General features: G+C 71.8%; 16 protein-coding genes. 9 read left to right on the plus strand and 7 right to left on the minus strand.

Annotation, left to right across the window (positions count from 1 at the left end; translation table 11 throughout):
- Positions 1–3: 3 nt before the first annotated feature.
- Genes Ari01nite_RS34950 through Ari01nite_RS34980 form a run of 7 tightly spaced genes read right to left on the minus strand, consistent with a single transcriptional unit; the run spans position 4 to position 9,011 of the window.
- Positions 4–1,209, minus strand: a complete 1,206-nt coding sequence (locus Ari01nite_RS34950) for an SfnB family sulfur acquisition oxidoreductase (protein WP_203786535.1) — start codon at positions 1,207–1,209, stop codon at positions 4–6.
- Complete coding sequence (locus Ari01nite_RS34955) at positions 1,206–2,870, minus strand: dipeptide ABC transporter ATP-binding protein (RefSeq protein ID WP_203786536.1); 1,665 nt, start codon at positions 2,868–2,870, stop codon at positions 1,206–1,208. Before Ari01nite_RS34955 ends, Ari01nite_RS34950 begins: the two co-directional genes overlap by 4 nt.
- Entirely contained in the window at positions 2,867–3,703 is an 837-nt protein-coding gene (locus Ari01nite_RS34960; protein WP_203786537.1) for an ABC transporter permease, read from the minus strand. Before Ari01nite_RS34960 ends, Ari01nite_RS34955 begins: the two co-directional genes overlap by 4 nt.
- The gene (locus Ari01nite_RS34965; protein ID WP_203786538.1) at positions 3,700–4,632 is read right to left on the minus strand and encodes an ABC transporter permease; all 933 of its coding nucleotides are present in this window, start codon (positions 4,630–4,632) and stop codon (positions 3,700–3,702) included. Before Ari01nite_RS34965 ends, Ari01nite_RS34960 begins: the two co-directional genes overlap by 4 nt.
- A gap of 7 nt (positions 4,633–4,639) precedes the next feature.
- Positions 4,640–6,259, minus strand: coding sequence for an ABC transporter substrate-binding protein (locus Ari01nite_RS34970; protein ID WP_203786539.1), 1,620 nt, complete (start codon positions 6,257–6,259; stop codon positions 4,640–4,642).
- Positions 6,256–7,650, minus strand: a complete 1,395-nt coding sequence (locus Ari01nite_RS34975; protein WP_203786540.1) for an NtaA/DmoA family FMN-dependent monooxygenase — start codon at positions 7,648–7,650, stop codon at positions 6,256–6,258. Before Ari01nite_RS34975 ends, Ari01nite_RS34970 begins: the two co-directional genes overlap by 4 nt.
- The gene (locus tag Ari01nite_RS34980) at positions 7,647–9,011 is read right to left on the minus strand and encodes an LLM class flavin-dependent oxidoreductase (protein ID WP_239163286.1); all 1,365 of its coding nucleotides are present in this window, start codon (positions 9,009–9,011) and stop codon (positions 7,647–7,649) included. The genes Ari01nite_RS34975 and Ari01nite_RS34980 overlap by 4 nt, the downstream gene beginning before the upstream one ends.
- A gap of 41 nt (positions 9,012–9,052) precedes the next feature.
- Here Ari01nite_RS34980 and Ari01nite_RS34985 point away from each other — a divergent pair, with 41 nt between their 5' ends.
- The 9 genes from Ari01nite_RS34985 to Ari01nite_RS35025 all read left to right on the plus strand — a co-directional run bounded on the left by Ari01nite_RS34985 (position 9,053) and on the right by Ari01nite_RS35025 (position 20,675).
- A complete protein-coding gene (locus Ari01nite_RS34985; protein WP_239163287.1) occupies positions 9,053–10,072 on the plus strand; it encodes a LysR family transcriptional regulator in 1,020 nt (339 codons plus the stop codon).
- Positions 10,073–10,138: 66 nt separating this feature from the next.
- Positions 10,139–11,761, plus strand: coding sequence for an ABC transporter substrate-binding protein (locus tag Ari01nite_RS34990; RefSeq protein ID WP_203786541.1), 1,623 nt, complete (start codon positions 10,139–10,141; stop codon positions 11,759–11,761).
- Entirely contained in the window at positions 11,758–12,687 is a 930-nt protein-coding gene (locus Ari01nite_RS34995; protein ID WP_203786542.1) for an ABC transporter permease, read from the plus strand. Before Ari01nite_RS34990 ends, Ari01nite_RS34995 begins: the two co-directional genes overlap by 4 nt.
- Positions 12,687–13,517 (plus strand): ABC transporter permease, encoded by an 831-nt coding sequence (locus tag Ari01nite_RS35000; RefSeq protein ID WP_203786543.1) that lies wholly within the window; start codon positions 12,687–12,689, stop codon positions 13,515–13,517. Before Ari01nite_RS34995 ends, Ari01nite_RS35000 begins: the two co-directional genes overlap by 1 nt.
- A complete protein-coding gene (locus Ari01nite_RS35005) occupies positions 13,517–15,121 on the plus strand; it encodes a dipeptide ABC transporter ATP-binding protein (RefSeq protein WP_203786544.1) in 1,605 nt (534 codons plus the stop codon). The genes Ari01nite_RS35000 and Ari01nite_RS35005 overlap by 1 nt, the downstream gene beginning before the upstream one ends.
- Positions 15,118–16,281 (plus strand): acyl-CoA dehydrogenase family protein, encoded by a 1,164-nt coding sequence (locus tag Ari01nite_RS35010; protein ID WP_203786545.1) that lies wholly within the window; start codon positions 15,118–15,120, stop codon positions 16,279–16,281. The genes Ari01nite_RS35005 and Ari01nite_RS35010 overlap by 4 nt, the downstream gene beginning before the upstream one ends.
- The gene (locus Ari01nite_RS35015) at positions 16,278–16,454 is read left to right on the plus strand and encodes a hypothetical protein (RefSeq protein ID WP_203786546.1); all 177 of its coding nucleotides are present in this window, start codon (positions 16,278–16,280) and stop codon (positions 16,452–16,454) included. Before Ari01nite_RS35010 ends, Ari01nite_RS35015 begins: the two co-directional genes overlap by 4 nt.
- Positions 16,455–16,543: 89 nt before the next feature.
- A complete protein-coding gene (locus Ari01nite_RS35020) occupies positions 16,544–18,889 on the plus strand; it encodes a hypothetical protein (RefSeq protein WP_203786547.1) in 2,346 nt (781 codons plus the stop codon).
- 13 nt (positions 18,890–18,902) lie between these two features.
- Complete coding sequence (locus tag Ari01nite_RS35025) at positions 18,903–20,675, plus strand: M20/M25/M40 family metallo-hydrolase (protein WP_203786548.1); 1,773 nt, start codon at positions 18,903–18,905, stop codon at positions 20,673–20,675.
- The last annotated feature ends 344 nt before the right edge of the window (positions 20,676–21,019 follow it).

The raw sequence follows: 21,019 nt of genomic DNA on the forward strand, positions 1-21,019 counted from the left end.
GGCTCACACCTGTCCGTGGTTGGGTGGCGGGGTCCCGTCGACGGCCCAGCGACCGAGGTGCTGGATCTTCCACGCGGCGGGGTCGTGGAGTGTGTGGGTGCGGGCGTTGCGCCAATGCCGGTCCAGGCCGGTCCCGGCGGCGGCGGAGCGGGTGCCGGCCACCTCGAACAGCCGGCTGCCGGCCTCGAGAGCGGCGGCGGTGGTGGCGGCCCGGGCGGCGGCGACCGCCAGGGACGCCTCGGTCACGGCCGGCACGGTCAGGTCGAGGTCGGCCCGGTCGACCGCCCGGGCCGCCGCGCCCAGCAGGGCCTCGGCGCCCCGCACGGCCAGCTCGATCTCGCCGAAAGCCTGGGCGACCAGGGGATCATCGGCCGCGCGGTCCACTTTCGCATCGGGATAGGGCCGGCTCTTTTCCCGTACGAACTCAGCGGCGTCACGCAGAGCGGAGCGCGCGATCCCGGCGTCGATGGCGGCGTGCAGGACCTGGGCGAATGCGCCGTACGTCTGCGGGCCCTCGAAGGTGACCGCGAACGGCGTGATCAGGTCGTCGCCGACCTCGACCGCGCGCAGCACCACCGAGCCGCTGGCCGTGGTCCGCTGGCCCAGCCCGTTCCAGTCGTCGACGACCTGGACACCCTCGGCGTGCCGATCCACCCAGGCCACCACCAGAGGGCCGTCCGGGCCGAGGTGGGCGAGCACCGGGATCCGGTGGGCCAGCAGCGCCCCGGTGGCATAGAACTTGCGGCCGTCCAGCCGCCAGCGCGCCGGCCCGTCCGCGGTCAGCGTGGTGCGGATGTCCCGGACGTGCCTGGTGCCGGCCTCGGACTGGGCGTTGCCGAACCGGCGCCCGGCCAGCACCTCGCCGAACAGCTGCCGCTGCTGGGCGCCGGTCCCCTGAAGCCGCAGCTGGTTGACGTAGACGAAGTGGCTGTGCGGGATCTGGCCGATGTTGGGGTCGCCGGCCGACAGCAGCCGGACCACCTCCACCACGGTCGCCACCGGCAGGCCGGCCCCGCCGTGCTCGCGCGGAACCGTGATGGCCAGCAGCCCGGACCCGCTGAGCCGGTCCAGCTCGGCCAGCGGCAGGATCCGGCGGGCGTCCCGGTCGGCCGCGTCCCGGGCGAACTCGGCGGCGAACTCCGCGGCGGCCGCCACCGCCTCGTCCGCACCGAGCCGGGGCACCGTCGCGCGGTCCAGTTGGGCGGTCATGCCGGCCCCAGCCGGGGCACCGCGGTGACCAGCCGCCGCGTGTACGGGTGCTGCGGCCGTTCGAAGACATCGTCGGCGGCGCCGTGTTCGACCACCTTGCCGTCCTTCATCACCAGGATCCGGTCGCTCACGTGGTGGATCACCCCCAGGTCGTGCGAGATGAACAGGTAGCTCACGCCCAGCTCGTCCTGCAGGTCGGTGAGCAGGTCGAGCACCTGGGCCTGGATCGAGACGTCGAGCGCGGAGGCCGGCTCGTCGCAGACCAGCACCGTCGGCTCCGGCGCCAGCGCCCGGGCGATCGCCACCCGCTGCCGCTGGCCGCCGGAGAGCCGCAGCGGCGCCGCGGTCAGATGTTGCTCGCCGAGCCCGACCTGTTCGAGGAGGCGGACGGCCCGTTCGCGGGCCTCGGCCCGGGAGCTCGGCGGCCGGGCCGCGGTGGTGAGCGCGTCGGTGAGGATCCGGCCCACCGGCCAGCGCGGGTCGAACGAGCTGAGCGGGTCCTGGTAGACCACCCCGATCTGCTGGCGCAGCAGCCGGCGCCGGGCCGGCGGCAGCGCCGTCCAGGGCTTGCCGTGCAGCACCGCCTCGCCCGCGGTGGCCTGCAGGATGGCCAGCGCCATCCGGGCCAGCGTGGTCTTGCCGGAGCCGGACTCGCCGACCACGCCGAGCGTCTCGCCGGCGAACAGGTCGAACGAGACGTCGTCGACGACGGTCCGGTCCACCTTGTCGGGGCCGCGGAAGACCTTGGTGAGGTGCCGGCCCTGCAGCACCGGCCGGTCCGGGTCGACCGGCCGCCGTTTCCGGGGCACCGGGCTGGTCAGCCGGGTGCCGCGGGTGTGCTCGGACGGGATCGCGTCGAGCAGCTTGCGGGTGTATTCGTGCCGCGGGCGGCGCAGCACCTGGGCGGCCGGGCCGTGCTCGACGATCACGCCGTCCCGCATCACCGCGACCTCGTCGGCCATCCGGGCCACCACCGAGAGGTCGTGGCTGATCAGGATGAGCGACGTGCCGCGGTCCTTGGCCGCGGCGAGCAGGTCGAGCACCTGGGCCTGGACCGTGACGTCGAGGGCCGTGGTCGGCTCGTCGGCGATCAGCAGCGGCGGGTCCAGCGCGATCGCCGAGGCGATCAGGGCCCGCTGGCGCAGGCCGCCGGACAGCTCGTAGGGCCGCTGGCTGGCCTTGACCTCGGGTTCCGGGACGCCGACCGACGCGAGCAGCTCGATCGCCCGGGCCTGCCGGGCGGCCCGGTCGCCCCGGCCGTGCAGCCGCAGCGGCTCGGCCACCTCGTCGCCGACCCGGCGCAGCGGGTCGAGCGAGACGAGCGCGTCCTGCAGCACGAAGCCGGCCCGCCGGCCGCGCAGGCTCCGCCAGGCCCGCTCGCCGGTGGTCAGCAGGTCGTGGCCGTCGAGGTCGAGCCGGTCGGCGCTTACCCGGGACCGCGCCCCGGTCAGCCCCACCAGGGTGCGGGCGGTGACGCTCTTGCCGGACCCGGACTCGCCGACGATGGCCAGGCAGCCGCCCGGCCGGGCGGTGAACGAGATGCCCTTGACGACCTCGGTGTCCCCGAAGGCCACGCGCAGGTTCTCGACCCGCAGCAGGGCGGCGCCGGGTTCGCGGCCGTCCTGCTCGACCGGGTCTGCCAGGTAGTCCACGGTGGTCATTGCGACGCTCCTCCGAGTCGGTTCTGCAGGGTGCGGCCCAGTGACGTCACCGAGAGCGCCACCAGGACGATCACGAGGCCGGGCAGGATCTCCAGCCACCACGAGGTGGTGATGTGCAGCCGGCCCGCGTCGAGCAGCGCGCCCCACTCCGAGCTGGGCGGGGGCACCCCGAGGCCGAGGAACGACAGGCCGGCCGCCCAGACGATCGACTGGCCGACGCCCAGGGTCAGCACCGCGACCAGCGGCCGCATGGCGTTCGGGAACAGGTGCTGGCGGATCACCGCGAAACGGGAGTGCCCGAGCGCGGCCGCCGCCTCGATGAAGCCGGCCTGGCGTACGGCCAGAACCTGTCCCCGGACCATCCGGGCGTAGCCCGGCGCCGAGCCGATGCCCACCGCGACGATCGCGGTGGCCAGCGACGGACCGCGGATCGCGATGATCAGCAGGCCGAGCAGCAGCGCCGGGAAGGCGAACGCGACCTCGATCACCCGGGTGATGGCGCCGTCGACGATCCCGCCGGCCAGCGCCGCGGTGAAGCCCAGCAGCACCGCGATCAGGAACGCCAGCGCGGTCGCGCCGAGCCCGATGCCGAGCGACTGCCGGGAGCCGTGGATCACCCGGGTGAGCAGGTCCCGGCCGGCGTCGTCGGTGCCGAACGGGTGCCGCCAGGACGGCGGCTGCAGGGTGTTGTGCAGGTCGATCGCGGTCGGGCTGCGGTCGGTGAGCAGGCCCGGGGCGACCGCGGCGACCAGCACGAACACCACCACGAGCAGCGCCAGCACGGTGCCGGCCGACGGCAGCGAGCGCATCCGGGGAAGGGCCAGCGTGGTCATCGGGCCAGCCTCGGGTCGATCAGCGAGTAGGCCAGGTCGACCAGCAGGTTGGCCACCACGTAGACCGCCGCCACCAGCAGCACGATCCCGGTGACGGTCGGCAGGTCGCGGGTGTTGACCGCGGTGACCAGCACCTGCCCGATCCCCGGCCGGCCGAAGATGTTCTCGGCGATCACCGCGCCGGAGATCAGCGCGCCCAGCGCCCAGCCGGACAGCGTGATCGCCGGGAGCACGGCGTGCCGGAGCACGTGCCGCAGGCGTACCCCCAGATCGGACATCCCCCGGGTCCGCGCCGTGGTCACGAACGGCTGGTCCATCACCTGCACGAACTCGTCCCGGGTGACCTGGCCGAGGAAGCCGGCCAGCGGGATCGCCAGGGTGAGGACCGGCAGCACCGTGCCCCACGCGGTGGTGCCCCCGATGATCGGGAAGATCCGCAGCTGGACCGCGAACACCACCAGCAGCACCACGCCAACCCAGTAGTGCGGCAGGCTGGCGGTCAGCGCCTCCCACGCGCTGCCCAGGCTGGACAGGACCCTCCCCCGCCGGGCGGTCGCCAGGGTGACCAGCAGCGCCAGCACCCAGGCGACCAGCAGCGCCGCGACGGTCAGCGTCAGGCTCGGCAGCAGCTGCCCGCCGATCACCTCGGTCACCGGCCGCTTCTGGGTGTACGACGTGCCGAGGTCACCCTGGAACAGGCCGGTGAGGTAGCTGAGGTACTGGGTCAGGATCGGGTCGTCGAACCCGAACTTCTCGTTCAGCGGGGCCAGTTCCTCGGCCGTCCACGCCTTCTCCTGCCCGGTCTGCAGGTTCATCAGCGCGGTGGCCCGGTCGCCCGGCACGGCCAGCTGGGCGAAGAAGGTCACCGAGGCGGCCGCGACGATCACGGCCACCGAGGAGGCCAGTTTGGTGGCGAAACGCCGGATCATCACCGGCTCACTTCGTGAAGTACGCGTCGGAGAAGACCGGCTCGCCCTGGCTCTTCTCCAGCCACACGTCCTTCAGGTTCGGCGCCACCGCGTACGTCGAGTTCTGGGTGTAGAGCCCGATGCCGGCCGCGTCGTCCTGGATGATCTTCTGGGCCTGGCCGTAGAGGGCGTTCGCCTTGGCGGTGTCCGGCTCGGTGTTGGCCTGCTGGATGGTCTGCGACAGCGTCTCGTTGTTGAAGAACGACCGGTTGTTGAAGTTCGGGTTGTCGGTCACCGACGGCCGCCAGACGATCCAGAGGATGGCCGAGCTGGGGCTGGTCCAGTAGGACGGGGTGGCGTCGTACGTGCTCGGGTCGGAGTACTTGCCGCCCCACAGCTCGGCCTGGGTGGCCGGGACCAGCTTGACGTCGAAGCCGATCTGCTTCCACTGCTCCTGGAGCACCTGCAGGACGGTCGCGCCCTCCTGGGTGAAGATGAACGCGGCACCGTAGACCAGCCGGATGGTCAGCGGCGTGCCGTTCTTGGTCCGCGTGCCGGCCGCGTTGCGGGTGGTCCAGCCGGCCTGGTCGAGCAGCTGACCGGCCTTGACCGGGTCGTAGGCGTACGCCTTGGCGACCTCGGCGTCGTAGCCCGGCGTGGCCTGGCTGACCGCCGGGTTGCCCTCGTACGGGATCACCCCGTGGAAGCCCGCCTCGACCGCGGCCTTCCGGTCGGCGCCGTAGGCGAACGCCTGCCGGACCAGCTTGTCGGTGAACGGCCCGGCCTTGGTGTTGATGTAGAACGACACCGGCTTGCCGGGCGTGATGTAGCGGATGGTCTGGTACCGCGACTGGGCGTCCTTCCAGTTCACCGTCGGCACCTCGTAGACCACGTGCGACTCGCCGGTGCTCAGCGACGCATAGCGGGCCACCGGGTCGGCGACGAACTTCCAGCGCACCTCGTCGACGATCGCCGGGCCCTGGTGTTTCGCGGTGGCCGGCCAGGACGTGTAGGCCGGGTTCTTGGCCAGCACGACCTCCTCGCCGTGCTTCCACTCCTTGACCACGAAACCGCCCGAGCCGATCGGCTTCTCGCAGTTCTCCTTCTCGGTGCGGCTCTGGAACGCGGTCGGCGACTGGATGCCGAAGTAGCCCTGGGTGATCAGGGTCAGGAACGGCGGGTACGGCTTGTTCAGACTGATCTCGACGTGCGCCGGGTCGATCGCCTTGGCGGCCTTGTAGTAGGGGTCGATGGACACCTTCGCGGTGCCGTTGCCGCCCTTGTTCTCCCAGTAGTCGAAGTTCCAGGCGACGGCGGCCGCGTCGACCGGAGTGCCGTCGGTGAACTTCACGCCGTCCTTGAGGGTGAACGTGTATTTCAGGCCGTCCGGCGAGACCGTCCACGCGGTCGCCAGCCACGGCTTGACCGTGTCGTCGTCGGCCAGCGTCACCAGGTTGTCGAGCACCTGGCGGGAGATGTACGCCTGCTGGATCCAGCCGCCGAAGATGCACGGCGGCTCCTGGACGTGACCGTAGATGATCGTGCCGCCGGTCTGCGGGGTGCCGCCGGCGGACGCGGCCTCACCGGCACCGCATCCGGCGGCCAGGCCGGCGACGGTGAGGGCGGCTATGGCGCGGCTGAGTCTCATCGCACTGTTTCCTTTTGAAGAACGGGCTCGGGCAGATGGGCGCCGCCGCGGTAACGGGTGGCGAAGTGCCGGTCGGGCAGCCGGTCCCCGGCGCCGAAGATCCGGTCGCGGAGGGACTCGTGCTCGTCGTACTCGCGGCGGAGGCGGCCACGCTGCCGCAGAACCGGGACGACGTACTCGATGAAGTCCCGGGCGGTGTCGTAGGAGTGGTACTGGAGCAGGTTGATCCCGTCGATGCCGACCTCGTCGAGCCAGCGCTCGATCTCGTCGGCCACCCGCTCCGGGGTGCCGACCGCGAGCAGCGGCTGCCGGCCCAGGTCGCCGAAGCCGGCCAGGTATTCGCCGACGGTCTGCTCGGGGTCGAACGCCCGGAACCGGCCGGCCCGGCCCTCGCCGGCGCCGACCTCGGCCAGCGTCGCCTCCGGCGGGTGCGCGGCCGGGTCCCAGGGCAGGCTGGCGTGCGCCAGGTAGCCGTCCCGGCTGGTGAGTTCCTGGTAGCGGGCGAGTTTGGCCTTGGCCTCGGCCTCGGTGGGCGCCACCACCACGCCGGCCATGGTGACGAACCGGACGTCCTCCGCCCGGCGGCCGGCCGCGACGGCCGCCGCCCGGATGCCGGCGATGGTCTTCTGCAGGAACGCGGTGTCCGGCCCGCCGGTGAACACCACCTCGGCGTGCTTGCCGGCGAACCTCGTGCCGGCCGCGCTGGCGGTCGCGGTGAACAGCACCGGGGTCCGCTGCCGGGTCGGCGACGGCAGGTGCGGCCCCTCGACGGAGTACCAGCGGCCCTCGTGGTGGATCGGGCGGATCTTGCTGGCGTCGGCGTAGACGTTTCCGTCCCGGTCGGCAACGATCGCGTCGTCGTCCCAGGAGCCCTCCCACAGCTTGTAGAGGACGTCCAGGTATTCGTCGGCCCGCTCGAACCGCTCGTCGTGCTCGACCTCGCCGTCGTGCCCGAAGTTCCGGGCGGCGTTGGGCAGGTAGGACGTGACGATGTTCCAGCCCACCCGGCCCTTGGTGAGGTGGTCCAGGGTGCTCAGCCGGCGGGCCCAGGCGAACGGCGGCTCGTACGTGGTCGAGAAGGTGATGCCGAAACCCAGGTGCCTGGTCACCGCGGCCATCGCCGGGACGACCGAGGCCGGGTCGTTGTTGGGGATCTGCAGGCCCTCCCGGATCGCGGTGGCCGCCGACCCGCGGAACACGTCGTAGGTGCCGATCACGTCGGCCAGGAACACCGCGTCGAAGCCGCCCGCCTCGAGCAGTTTCGCCAGCTCGGTCCAGTACTCGATGTCGTTGAACCGCTCCCGGTGGTTGCCGGGCAGCCGCCACAGCCCGTGCGTGATGTGGCTGACGCAGTTCATCTCGAACAGGTTGAGGATCAGGCGCTTGGTCATCGGAACGCTCCCCGGTAGCGGGCGGCGGGGTGGCTGTCCGGCAGCCGGTCGCCGCGGCCGAACAGCTTCTGCCGCAGCGTGCCCTCGGCGTAGTCGTGCCGGGCCAGGCCGCGCTTGCGCAGCACCGGAATGACGTGCTCGACGAACTCGACGTAGCTGCCCGGTATCTCGGCGTTGACCACGTTGATCCCGTCCACCCCGGCGTCCCGCCAGCGGTCCAGCTGGTCGGCGATCTGCTCCGGGGTGCCGGTGACCCGGCCGTTACGCGCGGTGTAGTGGGCGACGTCGCGCAGCGTGGGTACCCGGTCGGTGACCAGGTCCTTGATCCAGCCGACGATCGACTGCACGCCCTCGGTGCGCAGCTCGCCGACCGGCCGGTCCAGGTCCTCGTGCCCGAAGTCGATGCCGACCGCGCCGGACATGTGCGACAGCTGCGCGTCGTAGTCGATCCACTCGTCGAGTTCGTCGCTCCGGCGCTGCGCCTCCTCCTCGGTCGAGCCCACCACAAAATGCAAACCCTGGAAAAACTTGAGGTCGTACGGGGAGCGCCCGTGCCGGACGGCCCGTGCGCGGATGTCCGCGGTGTCCCGGGCGGCGGCGCCGGTGTTCGGCGCCACGATGAAGATCGCCTCGGCGTTCCTCGCCGCGAACGTGCGGCCCGCCTCCGAGGCGCCGGCCTGGAACAGCAGCGGCGTGCGCTGCGGCGACGGGCTGACCAGGTGGGGGCCCTCGACCCGGTAGCGCGGGCCCTCGTGGTTGATCCGGTGGATCTTGTCGTAGTCCGCGTGGATGCCGGTGGCCCGGTCCTGCAGCAGCGCGTCGTCCTCCCAGGAGCCTTCCCAGAGCTTGTACGCGACGTCGACGTACTCGTCCGCCCAGGCGTACCGCTCGTCGTGCTTGGTCAGGCCGTCCAGCCCGAAGTTGCGCGAGGCGTTGGGCAGGTAGTTGGTGACGATGTTCCAGGCCACCCGGCCGTTGCTGGCGTGGTCGAGGGTGGAGATCCGGCGGGCGAAGTTGAACGGGTGTTCCTGCAGGATCGAGGCCGTGAACGCGATGCCCAGGTGCTCGGTGGCGTACGCGATCGCGCTGGCCAGCACCGACGGGTCGTTGCTCGGGACCTGGAGGCCCACCTCGACGTACTTGCGTTCGTCGCCGCGGTAGGGCGAGTACAGCCCGACCACGTCGGCGAAGAAGATCGCGTCGAAGCCGCCGCGCTCGAGCGTCTTCGCCAGGTCGACCCAGAGGCCGAGGCTGTTGAAGTCGGCCTGGCGCGCGGTGGGCCGGCGCCAGGTGCCCTGGATGATGTGGCTGGCCGTGTTCATCACAAAGGCGGCGAAGTGCAGTGGTGGTCTGTCCGGCATGTGCTCTCCAATCCCTACGGGGAATATAGGCTTTGTGGGTTATGGTGGCGCAAGACGCCTGGCGGACGGCATTGCCGATCACCCCGACGCCCACCCCGATCACCCAGGCCCCGATCACCCAGGCCCCGATCACCCCCGGAGTTCCGATGCGCATCGAGCAGCTCGAGTACCTCGCCGCCGTGACCCGCTACGGCTCGCTGCGCCGCGCGAGCGACCAACTGCACGTCTCCCAGCCGGCCATCAGCGAGGCCATCCGCAAGCTCGAACGGGAGCTCGGCGTGACCCTGCTGGACCGGCACCGCTCCGGCGCCCGGATCAGCCTGGCCGGCCGCGAGCTGCTCCAGCCGATCGTCGACGTACTGGAGTCGGTGGACCGCCTCAAGGCCGCGGCCGGCGATCAGCTGGCCACCCGGCGGCTGCTGCGGATCGGCACGGTCAACGCCGGCACCGCCTCGCTGCTGCTGCCCGCGGTGCGCGCGTTCCAGGCGGCCCAGAGCCGGGCCGCGGTCGAGGTCCGCAACCTGCAGCAGGACGAGATCCACGTCGCACTGGCCGAGGGCACCCTCGACCTGGGCCTGGTCAACCTGCTCGACGGCGACGACGTACCACCCGGCCTCGAGGCCACTCCCCTGCTGGCCGGCCGGCCCGCCGCGGTGCTGCCGGCCGGGCACCGCCTGGCTCAGCAGGCCGCCGTATCGGCCGGCGACCTGCGCGGCGAGCGCTTCGTCGCGATGCGCTCCGGCTACCTGATGTACCGCTACGCCCACCGGCTGTTCGGTTCCGACCTGCCGGCCGCGTGGCACTCCACCGACGGCGCCGAGATGGGCAAGATGATGGTGGCCGAGGGCATCGGGCTCACCGTCCTGCCGGACTACAGCGTGCTGGGCGACCCACTGGAGCGGGCCGGCCTGATAGTGACCCGCCCGCTGGCCGGCGACACCACGGTCATCACCATGACCGCCCTGCACCGCCGGGAGACCCGGGTGCTGCCAGCCGTTGTCCAGCTGCTCGGCCACCTGCGCGAGCGAGCCCGGCGCCCGCTGCGGGAACGCACGGCCTGATCCGCGGCGTCCCACTATCCAGAACGTACCTTGTTTTCCTATAGCCTTACTAGGAGATTGGCGAGCATGAGATCACTCGTGCTCAAGGCCGTCCTTGCCGCCTCCCTGCTCGCGGTGACCGCCTGCTCGTCGGCCGCCGCCGAGGGCGGTTCCGCCACCGGCGAACCGGTGCGCGGCGGTGAACTGACCTACCTGGACGCCGAGATCCCGATCTCCGCGCTGATCCAGGAACAGGGCACCTGGCAGGACCGCGCGCTGTTCTGGAACATCACCGACCGGCTCCTGCACCGCAACGCCGAGACCGGCGAGCTCGAGCCGTGGATCGCGGAGAGCTGGAAGGTCTCCGCCGACGGCCTGCGCTACGACTTCGTGATCCGCGACGGGGTCACCTACAGCGACGGCAGCCCGCTCGACGTGGCGAGCGTGCAGCGCAACCTGACCCGCCAGATCTTCGGCGACCAGCAGAAGGCGCTCGCCAAGAACTTCGCCTTCCCGGCCGAGGGCGAGATCACCACCGAGCCCGCGTCGCGGACTGTCACCGTACAGCTCAAAAAGCCCTGGGCTCCTTTTCTCGGTGCGCTGACCGGGTGGGCGGCCGGCCTGGTCGACGACTCGGTGTTCGGACTCACCCGGGAGCAGCAGTCGGAGTACAGGAACCTGGTCGGCAGTGGGCCGTTCGTGGTCGAATCGGTCGAGTACGGCAAGTCCTACGTGCTCAAGCGCCGCCCCGGCTACGCGTGGGCGCCGAAAAGCTCGCCCAACCAGGGCGAGGCATACCTCGACAAGATCACCGTCATCCCGGTCCAGGAGGATTCGGTACGCCTCGGCACGCTCCGCTCCGGCCAGGCCGACCTGCTGCGGTACGTGCAGCCCAGCGAGGAGAAGTCGCTCGGTGCGCAGGGCTTCACGGTGGTGGCGCGCAGCGGCGTGGGCCTGACCAACCAGTGGCCGCTGCGCCAGAACGTCTGGCCCGGCGACGACGTCAACGTCCGCAAGGCGCTCCAGATCGGCATCGACCGCGACCGGATCATCAAGGACCTCTACACCGGGAACTGGTCGGCGGCGACCGGCGTGCTGTCCCCCGGCACGCTCGGCTACACCGACGCGTCCGCCCAGCTCGCCTACGACAAGGACAAGGCCGGCCAGTTGCTCGACCAGTCCGGATTCACCGCGCGCGACGCCGAGGGCTACCGCACCAAGGACGGCAGACGGCTCAAGCTGCGCACCTACGTCGACGTCTACGACAGCACCGCCAAGGCGCTGTTCCAGCACGCCCAAGCGCAGGTCAAGGAGCTGGGCATCGAGCTGGAGATCGACGAGACCGACTACGGCTCGTACAGCCGGACGGTGACCGCCGACCCGCTGGTCAACTTCACCCGCAGCGGCTGGCCGCACCCGGACCCGGCGCACGGCCTGTGGAACAACTACGCCTCCGGGCGGGCCGACCAGCTCAAGCTCAAGGGCGCCGACGCCAAGCTCGAGCAGCTGCTCGACCGGAGCCTGCACGCGACCAGCGTCGAGGCTGAGCAGGCCGCCCTCGCCGAGACCCAGAAGTACCTGCTGGACAACGCGCTGACCATCCCGATCCTGAACGACACCCAGGTCTACGTCGGCGCCAAGGACCTGCAGGGCTTCTCGCTCTCCGACGGCGGGCTGCCCAACTACCAGCGCGCCTGGCTGAACCGATGAGGTTCGCCGCCCGCCGCGTGGCGCAGGCACTGCTGGTGATCTTCCTGTCCTACACGCTGGTCTTCGCCGTGCTGTTCGTGCTGCCCGGCAACCCGATCGAGGACAAGATCACCAATCCGCTGAACCCGCTGCCGGAGGCCGTGGTCAAGCCGCTGATCGAGTACTACAACCTGGACCTGTCGCTCTGGCAGCAGTACCTCGTCACGCTTCAGCGGCTGGTCACCGGCGACTTCGGCTACTCGCTGGTGACCGGGCAGGCGGTCACCGACCTGTTCGCGCAGGGCCTGGCCGAGACGGTCGTGCTGGCCGCGGTGGCCCTGGTGTTCTCGGTGGTGCTGGCGCTGGTGGTGGCGCTCACCGCGGTGTTCTTCCCGGTGCCGGCGGTGCGGGCGTTCGTGCGTACGCTGCCCGCGGTCTTCCTGTCCACGCCGAGTTTCCTGGTCGGGTTCGTCCTGCTGGTCGTCTTCTCGTTCCGGCTGGGCTGGGTGTCGTCGATCCGCGACGAGGGCCTGATCTCGTACGTGCTGCCGGCCCTGACCCTGGCCATCGCGGTGAACGCGCCGATCGCCCAGGTGCTCATCCAGGGCCTGAGCCGGGCCAGGGGCGAGCCGTTCGTCACCGTTCTGAAGGCCAAGGGCGTGCCGCCGTTCACCGTCGCGGGCCGGCACATCCTCAAGAACGGCTCGATCCCGGCACTGACGCTCACCGCGCTCACCGTCGGCGACCTGCTGGCCGGCGCGACGATCGTGGAGACGGTGTTCAACCGTACCGGCATCGGGTTGATCACCGAGCGAGCCGTCCGCGAGCAGGACACCCCGGTGGTGATGGCGGTGGTGATCCTGGTGTCCACCCTGTTCGTGGTCATCAACCTGGTCACCGACCTGCTGTACCCGGTGATCGACCCGCGCATCGGCCGGGTGGCCTGATGGCCGTCGTCGCGCCGGTCCGCGCCGCCCGGCTGCGCGAGGTCACGGCGCTCGACGGGGTGGCCATCGCGATCGTCACGCTGCTCGCGGTCGCCGCGGTCGCGCCCGGCCTGCTGACCCCGTACGACCCGCTGCTGCCGGACCGCGACGCCATCCTGGCGGCGCCGTCCGCGGCCCACCCGTTCGGCACCGACTACCTGGGCCGCGACCTGCTGTCCCGGGTCCTGCACGGCACCGTCCGGACCTTGGTCGGCTCGGCCGTCGCGGTGCTGATCGGGCTCGGTGCGGGCACCGTGCTGGGCCTGGTGGCGGCGTACTTCCGAGGCGCCGTCGACGCGGTCATCTCGCGGATCGTCGACGTGCTGCTGTCGATTCCCGGCCTGCTGCTGTCCATGGTGGTCGTGGTGGCGCTCGGCTTCGGCGCACTCAACGCGGCGATCGCCGTGGGGGTGTCGTCGGTCGCGGTCTTCACCCGCCTGATGCGGTCCGAGACGCTGACCGTCGCCGGCCTGCCGTTCGTCGAGGCCAGCCACCACCTCGGCGGCACCCGCCGGCAGGTGCTGCTGCGGCACGTGTTCCCGAACTCGTACCACGCCGTGCTGTCGCTGGCCGCGCTGCAGTTCGGGCTGGCCATCGTGTGGATCTCGGCGCTGAGCTTCCTCGGCTACGGCGCCCCGCCGCCGCAGCCGGAGTGGGGCCTTCTGGTCGCCGAGGGCCGCGACTACGTCGTCTCCTCCCCCTGGCTGATCGTGATCCCCGGCCTGGTCATCACGGTCTCGGTGCTGTCGATCAGCCGGGTCAGCCAGTTCGTCAAGGAAAGGCTCTCGTGATGATCCGCGTCGAAGACCTGAGGATCGGGTACGCCGCCGGCCGCGACCGTCCGGTCGACGCGGTGCACGGCGTCTCCTTCGAGATCGGCCCGGGGCAGACCACCTGCCTGGTCGGCGAGTCCGGCAGCGGCAAGAGCACGATCGCGCACGCGGTCAGCGGGCTGCTGCCGGCCAACGGCGCGATCACCGGCGGCACCGTCCACCTGCTCGGCCGGGACGTCACCCGATGGGCACCGCGGCAGTGGCGGGAACTGCACGGCGCCTCCGTCGGCTTCGTCCCGCAGGATCCGCTGAGCTCGCTGGATCCGCTGGTCCGGGTCGGCGACCAGATCGCGCAGAGCCTGCGGGTGCACCGCACCGTACCCCGCGACCGGGTGCGCGGCCGGGTGCTGGAACTGCTCGAGCACGTCGGGATCCCGGACCCGGCGACGCGTGCCCGGGCGTACCCCCATCAGCTCTCCGGCGGCCAGTTGCAACGCGTGCTCATCGCCACCGCGATCGCGGCTCGCCCGTCGGTACTGATCGCCGACGAGCCCACCTCGGCGCTCGACGTGACCGTGCAGAAGACCATCCTCGACCTGCTCGGCGGCCTGCAGGACGAACTCGGGCTGGCGGTCCTGTTCATCACCCACAACCTGGCACTCGCCCAGGAGCGGGCCGACCGTCTGGTGGTGCTGCAGAACGGCGTGGTCAAGGACAGCGGCCCGGCCCGGCAGGTGATGGAGAACCCCCGGGACGAGTACACGGTGACGCTGCTGTCGCACGAACCGGCCCAGCGCCCGGACAGGTACGCCGACCACCTCGACGCCGACCCCGACGCCCCGGCGGTGCTGGAGATCGACGGGGTCAGCAAGGCGTTCGGCCCGGTCCACGCGGTCGGCGACGTCTCGCTGCGGCTCACCCGGGGCTCGATCCACGCCCTGGTCGGCGAGTCCGGCTCCGGCAAGACCACGCTGGCCCGGATCGCGGCCGGCCTGACCGGCTTCGACGCCGGCCGGGTCACCGTGCTGGGCCGGCCGCTCCCACCCCGGCCGGAAGTGGCCAATGACCATCCGGGTGACCTCCAGCTCGTCTACCAGAATCCGCTGGCCGCGGTCGACCCGCGCTACACCGTGGACCGCATCGTCGACGAACCGCTGCGCCTCGCCGGGGTGGCGCGCGACGAGCGGCGCCGCCGGGTCCGGGAGATCCTCGACCGGGTGGCGCTGCCGGCCGCGGTGCTGCCCCGCAGGCCACGGGAGATCTCCGGCGGCCAGCGCCAGCGGGTCGCGGTCGCGCGTGCCCTCGTACTGGCGCCAAAGATCTTGATCCTGGACGAGCCCACCTCGGCACTCGACGTGACCGTCCAGGCCCAGATCGTCGACCTGCTGATCGAGCTGCGTCGCGAGCAGGACCTGACCTACCTGTTCATCTCGCACGACCTCGGCCTGGTCCGCCAGATCTCGGACACCGTGACCGTGCTGGAGGCCGGCACCGCGGTCGAGCACGGCCGCACCCGCGCGGTCTTCGACTCCCCCGCCCACCCCTACACCCAGCGGCTGCTCGACGCCGTTCCCGGCCGGCACCGCGCGCCGGCGCTGGCCCTCCGGGAGGACAACGCATGAACCTCGACCAGTTCACGCCGATCATCGAGCGGATCCGGGCGAACGCCGCCACCCGGGAACGCGACCGGACCCTGCCCCACGACGACGTGCGGGCCCTGGCCGAGACCGGGTTCGGTGCCCTGCGGCTGCCGGCCGGCGAGGGCGGCCGCGGTATCAGCCTGGCCGGCTTCTTCGCGCTGCTGATCCACCTCGGCGCCGCCGACTCCAACCTGCCGCAGATCTGGCGCAACCACATCGCGTTCGTCGAGGACCGGCTGCAACCGGCGCCCGCCGGCCGCAACGGACACTGGCGCAAGGTGATCGCGAGCGGCGCCGTGGTGGGCGGGGCCTGGTCCGAGCGCGGCACCACCTTCGACAACCCGAACACCCACCTGTCCCCGGACGGCCTGCTGACCGGCACGAAGTACTACAGCACCGGCAGCATCTTCGCCGACTGGATCAGCGTGGCGGCCAAACAGGGCGACGACCACGTGATCGCCGTCGTCAACGCGACCGCCCCCGGCGTGGAGGTCGTCGACGACTGGTCCGGCATCGGCCAGCGCACCACCGGCAGCGGCACCGCACGGTTCACCGGCGTCGAAGTCGACGACCGCGGCGTCTTCCCGTTCCTGGACCGCGCGCCCTACCAGGAGGCGGTGTACCAGCTGGTCCACCTGGCAACACTGGCCGGCACCGCCCGCGCGGCCCGCGACGACCTGGTCGAGGCGGTCCGGAACCGCACCCGCGCGTACAAGCACGGCCTCGGCGAGACCGCCCGCGAGGACGCCCAGGTTCTGGCCGTCGTCGGCAAGGTGGCGGCCCTCGCCTACGCCGCCGAGGCCACGGTGCTGTCCGCGGCGCGTTCCCTCGACCCGGTCGCCGACCTGGCGATAGCCGGCGAGGACGACCTGGCCACCCCGATCCACCGGGCCACCATTGCGGTGTACGAGGCACAGGGCGCGGTCACCGAGTTGGTGCTGCAGGCAACCACATTGCTGTACGACGCGCTGAGCTCGTCGGCCCTCGACGAGAGCACCCTGCTCGACCGCCACTGGCGCAACGCCCGCACCATCACGTCGCACAACCCGCGCATCTACAAGGACCGCATAGTCGGCAACTGGCACGTGAACGCGACCCCGCCGAGCCTGGGCTTCGACCGCGCCCGCGAGGCGGCCTCATGACGGCAATCGACACCCGGCAGTGTCCGACGATCGGCGTGCTCGTGTTGTGCCGCGGCGGCGGGACGGGTAAGGGGACGAAATCGGGAAATACTCGGGTGAAAATCCTGCTTCGCGGCGGCACGGTGGCCGTGGTGATTGCGGGCGACGGCGCCTGGACGGTGAAGCCCAGCTAGCAGGTCTGCCGTCTTGTCCGGCATCCGACGGGTGACATTCATGGACACGCCGCCGTCGGCGGTTCGAGCATTGCCACGGAGGTGCCGCGATGACCGAGCCCGTTTCCGACCGCGACGACGTGCAGCACGTCGACCATTTGCAGCAGCCCTATGTCGCCTCGGCGGGCGGGCCGCAGGCGTTTGCCGCCGTCACGCCGGAAGGGCTCGCCGACCAGTATCTGCGGGATGTCGGCACCCGGGCCCTGGGCATCGACGAGACGATGCTGCCGGGGGCGCCGGCCGGTCTCGCCGACGGCGGCAGTCTGCTGGTGCTGGCCGAGGAGAAGCAGGTTTTCGGTACGACGTCCGTCTCGTACCAGCAGACCTTCCAGGGGCTCCCGGTGTGGGAGGCCGGCGTCACCGTCACGGTGCTGTCCGAGCCGATGCGGGTGACCGCCAGTCAGTCCTCGGTGCACCCCGACGTCTCGGTGCCGGAGCCGGGTGGCCGGTTCGGGCCGGACGAGGTGGACCCGCCCGGGTTCGCCGCGCTGCTCGGCCTCGGCGATGCGGCGAAGGTGACGCTCAACGGCACCCGGGCGCTGATCTACCGGTACGAGCCGGACCAGCGCACCGACCCGCAGGTGCACACCGACGGCGGGTTCGAGAGCGGGCCGCCGACGCTGGACCTGCCGCCGGTGCCGGACGAGGTCGTCGCGGGACAGCACTACGTGGTCACCGAGGTGCTGTTCACGCTGCCGGTCGAGGGTTACGGCGTGGGCGCGGGCGGCGGGGTCAACTGGCGCGCCTTCGTGGAGCAGCGGACCGGCGCGGTGCTCTATCTGCGCGCGTTCGTCGCCGCCGCCACCGCGCTGGTCTTCCGGACCGATCCGCTGACCGCGGGTGGCGGGGAGTCCGCGACGCCGATCGCCGGACCGGCCTTGCTCAACGGGTTCCGCGCGCAGGTGCCGCTGGACGGCCTGACCGCGGCCAACCCGCAGGGGCTGGCCGGCGAGTTCGTGGAGATCGTCGACAGCGAGCGCCCGGTCTTCGCCCCGCCGCGGGTGGACGACCCGCCCGGCAGCTTCCACTTCGACGTGGCCACCCGCGAGTTCTCCGCGGTCAACGCCTACCACCACTGCGACGCGCTGTTCCGCTACATGGCGGGCATGGGTTTCGACGTCCGGTCCTACTTCGACGGCACCCGGTTCCCGATCCCGGTCGACGCCTGCGCGCTCAACGACGGCAAGAACGCGATGGCGCCGGGCAACGTACGCGGTGATGGATCTGGTGGTTTTGTCTTCGGTCTCACCGCGGCGGCCAACCCGGCGGCCTGTGGCATCGCCGCCGACGCCCGGGTGGTGTGGCACGAGTTCGGCCACACCCTGCTGTGGGACAGCGTCCACCATCCGAACTTCGGCTTCGCGCACAGCGCCGGCGACAGCCTGGCGGCGATCCTGCTGGACCCGGAGTCGGCGCTGCGCGACGGCCCGGGCACCCGGTTCGCGACGTTCCCGTGGCTGCTGCCGAACCGCCGGCACGACCGGGACGTCACCGAGGGCTGGGGCTGGGCCGGCAGCAAGTTCGAGCCGTTCGTGCGGGGCGGCATCGACCAGGCCGGGTACCTGGCCGAGCAGATGCTCTCCACCACCCTGTTCCGGTTCTACCGCGCGCTCGGCGGCGACGCCGCGGACGTCCGCCGGCGCCAGCTCGCCGCGCGGCAGACCGCATACCTGATCTTCCGGGCGATCGGCACGCTGGCCGGCAATCCGATCGTCCGCACCCCGCGCCCGGACGTGTTCGCCACCTCGCTGATGAACGCCGACATCGGCACCGCCGACTTCGAGGGCTACCGGGGCGGCGCCGTGCACAAGATGATCCGCTGGGCGTTCGAGAAGCAGGGCCTGTACCAGCCGCCCGGCACCCAGCGGCCGGCGGACCGGCCCGGCGCACCGCCGGACGTCGACGTCTACATCGAGGACAGCGCCACCGCTCCGCGGCAGGGCGAATACGAGTTCCAGGAGGAGTTCGGGGAGTCGCCGGACGTCTGGAACCGGGTGGATCCGGGACCGGGCGGCGGCGAGCATGAGGCGCCGGTGCCGGGACAAACCAATTTCGCGTACGCCCGGGTGCGTAACCGCGGCACCCAGCCGGCGCGCAACGTGCGGGTGCGCGGCTTCGCCGTGCCGGCCAAGGGTGACCGGGTCTGGCCGGCCGACTACACGCCGCTGGGCACGCCGGAGCTCGCGGTCGGCGAGCCGATCCCGCCGGGCGGCAGCGTGCTGGCCGGCCCGTTCGAGTGGACGCCGGACGGCGAGCAGGGCCTGCTGATGGCGGCCCGCGCGGACGGCGACCCCAGCGTGATCGATCCCGAGACGTTCAACCCGTGCGCCACCGGCCCGACGCCGGAGTGGCAGCTGGTGCCGTTCGACAACAACCTCGCGCTGCGCGCCGGCTGAGCGGGAGAGCACCATGGACACCGCCGATTCCGTCGTCTTCTTCGACCTCGGTGACACGCTGGGCACCCCGGTGCTGTCGCCGCCGCCGGTGCATCTGGTCGGCTTCCAGCCGTTCGGTTTCGCGGTGGAGGTCCTCGACGAGCTGCGCGGGCGCCGGCTCGGGATCATCTCGAACACCGGCCAGGACGACGGCACCGCGGTGGACGCCGTCCTGCACGCGGTGGGCCTGCGCGACCGGTTCGAGACCGCGCTGCGCATCTACAGCCGGGATGTGGGCCTGCGCAAGGACTCGCCGGAGATCTTCCAGTTGGCCGCCGGCCGGGCCGCCGTCGCCGCGGAGCGCTGTGTGTTCTGCGGCGAGGACGCGAGCGAGCGCGGGTTCGCCCGGCAGGCCGGCTGGCGGACCGCGCCGCACCCGCTGCTGGTCGAGGACGTGCTGGCCGGTGCGGTGCTGCGCTACCTGCGGATCACCGTGGCCAGTGACTGGCCCGCGGTGCTGAGGCGCCTGCGGGTGGTCCCGCTGCACGTCACCGCCGAGACCGTGTACGCGATGGCGGCGGAACGCGCCGTGACCGAGCTGACCGGTCTCGGCTTCGCCGTGCAGCCGCTCGGCGAGGTGGACGCGCCGCAGCACACCGACCTCTACCTGTTCCGCGACGACGCGACCGCGGCCGGCCGGTTCGGTGTCGCGGACGACGAGGCGGGCCTGATCGTCGCGCTCCCGGCCGGGCAGTCCCCGGACGACTATCACGCCGCCGCATCGCGGCACGGTCACCACGTACGCCTGCTCCCGGACCCGTCGCTGCTCGCTCCCGCCGCCCATCGGCCACCGGCCGCGGCCGCGCTGACCGAGACGACGGCGCCGGACCCGAAAGCCTTCGCCGACCTGACCGGCGAGACGATCGCCGACCGGGTGCGGCGCTACTGCACGGAGCCGATCGGCAGCCGGCACGTGGCCCATCCCGGCAACCGGCGGGCGGTCGACGAGATCGCGACCGAGTTCGCCGGGCTGGCCGGCGGGCGGCTCACCGTACGGCTGCTGCCCTTCACCCACGGCGGCCGGACCCTCTTCAACGTGGAGGCCACCCTGCCCGGCGAGTCCGAGGCGGCCGTGCTGGTCACCGCCCACCTGGACGCCACCGCCATGTCCAGTCAGCCGTACCGGCCGGAACGCGACCCGGCACCGGGCGCCGACGACGACGGCAGCGGACTGGCCGCCGTGCTGGCCATCGCCGAGCGCCTGGCCGCACTGCTGCCGGAGCCACCCGTACACACTCTGCGGTTTGTGCTTTTCAATGCGGAAGAACAGGGGCTGGTCGGCAGCGGCGCCTACGCCCGGCAGCAGCGGGCGGCGGGCGCCGACATCCGGGCGGTCCTCCAGCTGGACATGATCGGCTTCAACCGGTCGGGCCCGCGGAGCTGGGAACTGCACGCCGGGCACCGCACCGACCCGGGCGTCGAGTCGGCCTCCCGCCAGCTGGCCGGCGAGCTGCACCACCTCACGGCGCTGATGGCACCGGAGCTGGAGCCGCCGCAGATCTACCACAGCGACCTGCCCGGCGGCGACCCGGCCGACGGCCGCAGCGACCACTCGTCGTTCCAGCTGCGCGGTTATCCGGCGTGCCTGGCTTCCGAGGACTTCTTCGCCGGGCCGGCCGGCACCGACCCGGAGCCGAACCCGGACTACCACCGCAGCACCGACACGTTCGTGGACCCCGAATACGCGGCCGACATCGCCCGGGTGGTGGCCGCCGCCGCCTTCCTGCGCGCGACCACAGCGCCGTAATACATCGACAGTCTTGACTTGGTTATCGGCTCCGCGTTTCTATGTAACCGTTTTAATCGTTGACGGTCCGGAGGTCGCGGTGAACGGTCAGAGCGCGGGTGTGCGGCGTCGGTCGGTGCTGGTCGGCGCGGGCGTGGTGGCGGCCGCGACGTCGGTGGCCCTGCTGCGCGAGCAGGCCGCCGAGGCGGCGACCCCGAGCAGCCGGACGGTCTACCACCTGAACCCGGACTGGCGGTTCATCCAGCGGGATGTGGCGGGAGCGCAGGCGCCGTCGTTCGACGACTCCTCGTGGCTGCCGGTGAGCGTGCCGCACACCCACAACGACGTCGACTCGTTCGACGACT

Source organism: Paractinoplanes rishiriensis, assembly GCF_016862375.1.
Lineage (GTDB): Bacteria > Actinomycetota > Actinomycetes > Mycobacteriales > Micromonosporaceae > Actinoplanes > Actinoplanes rishiriensis.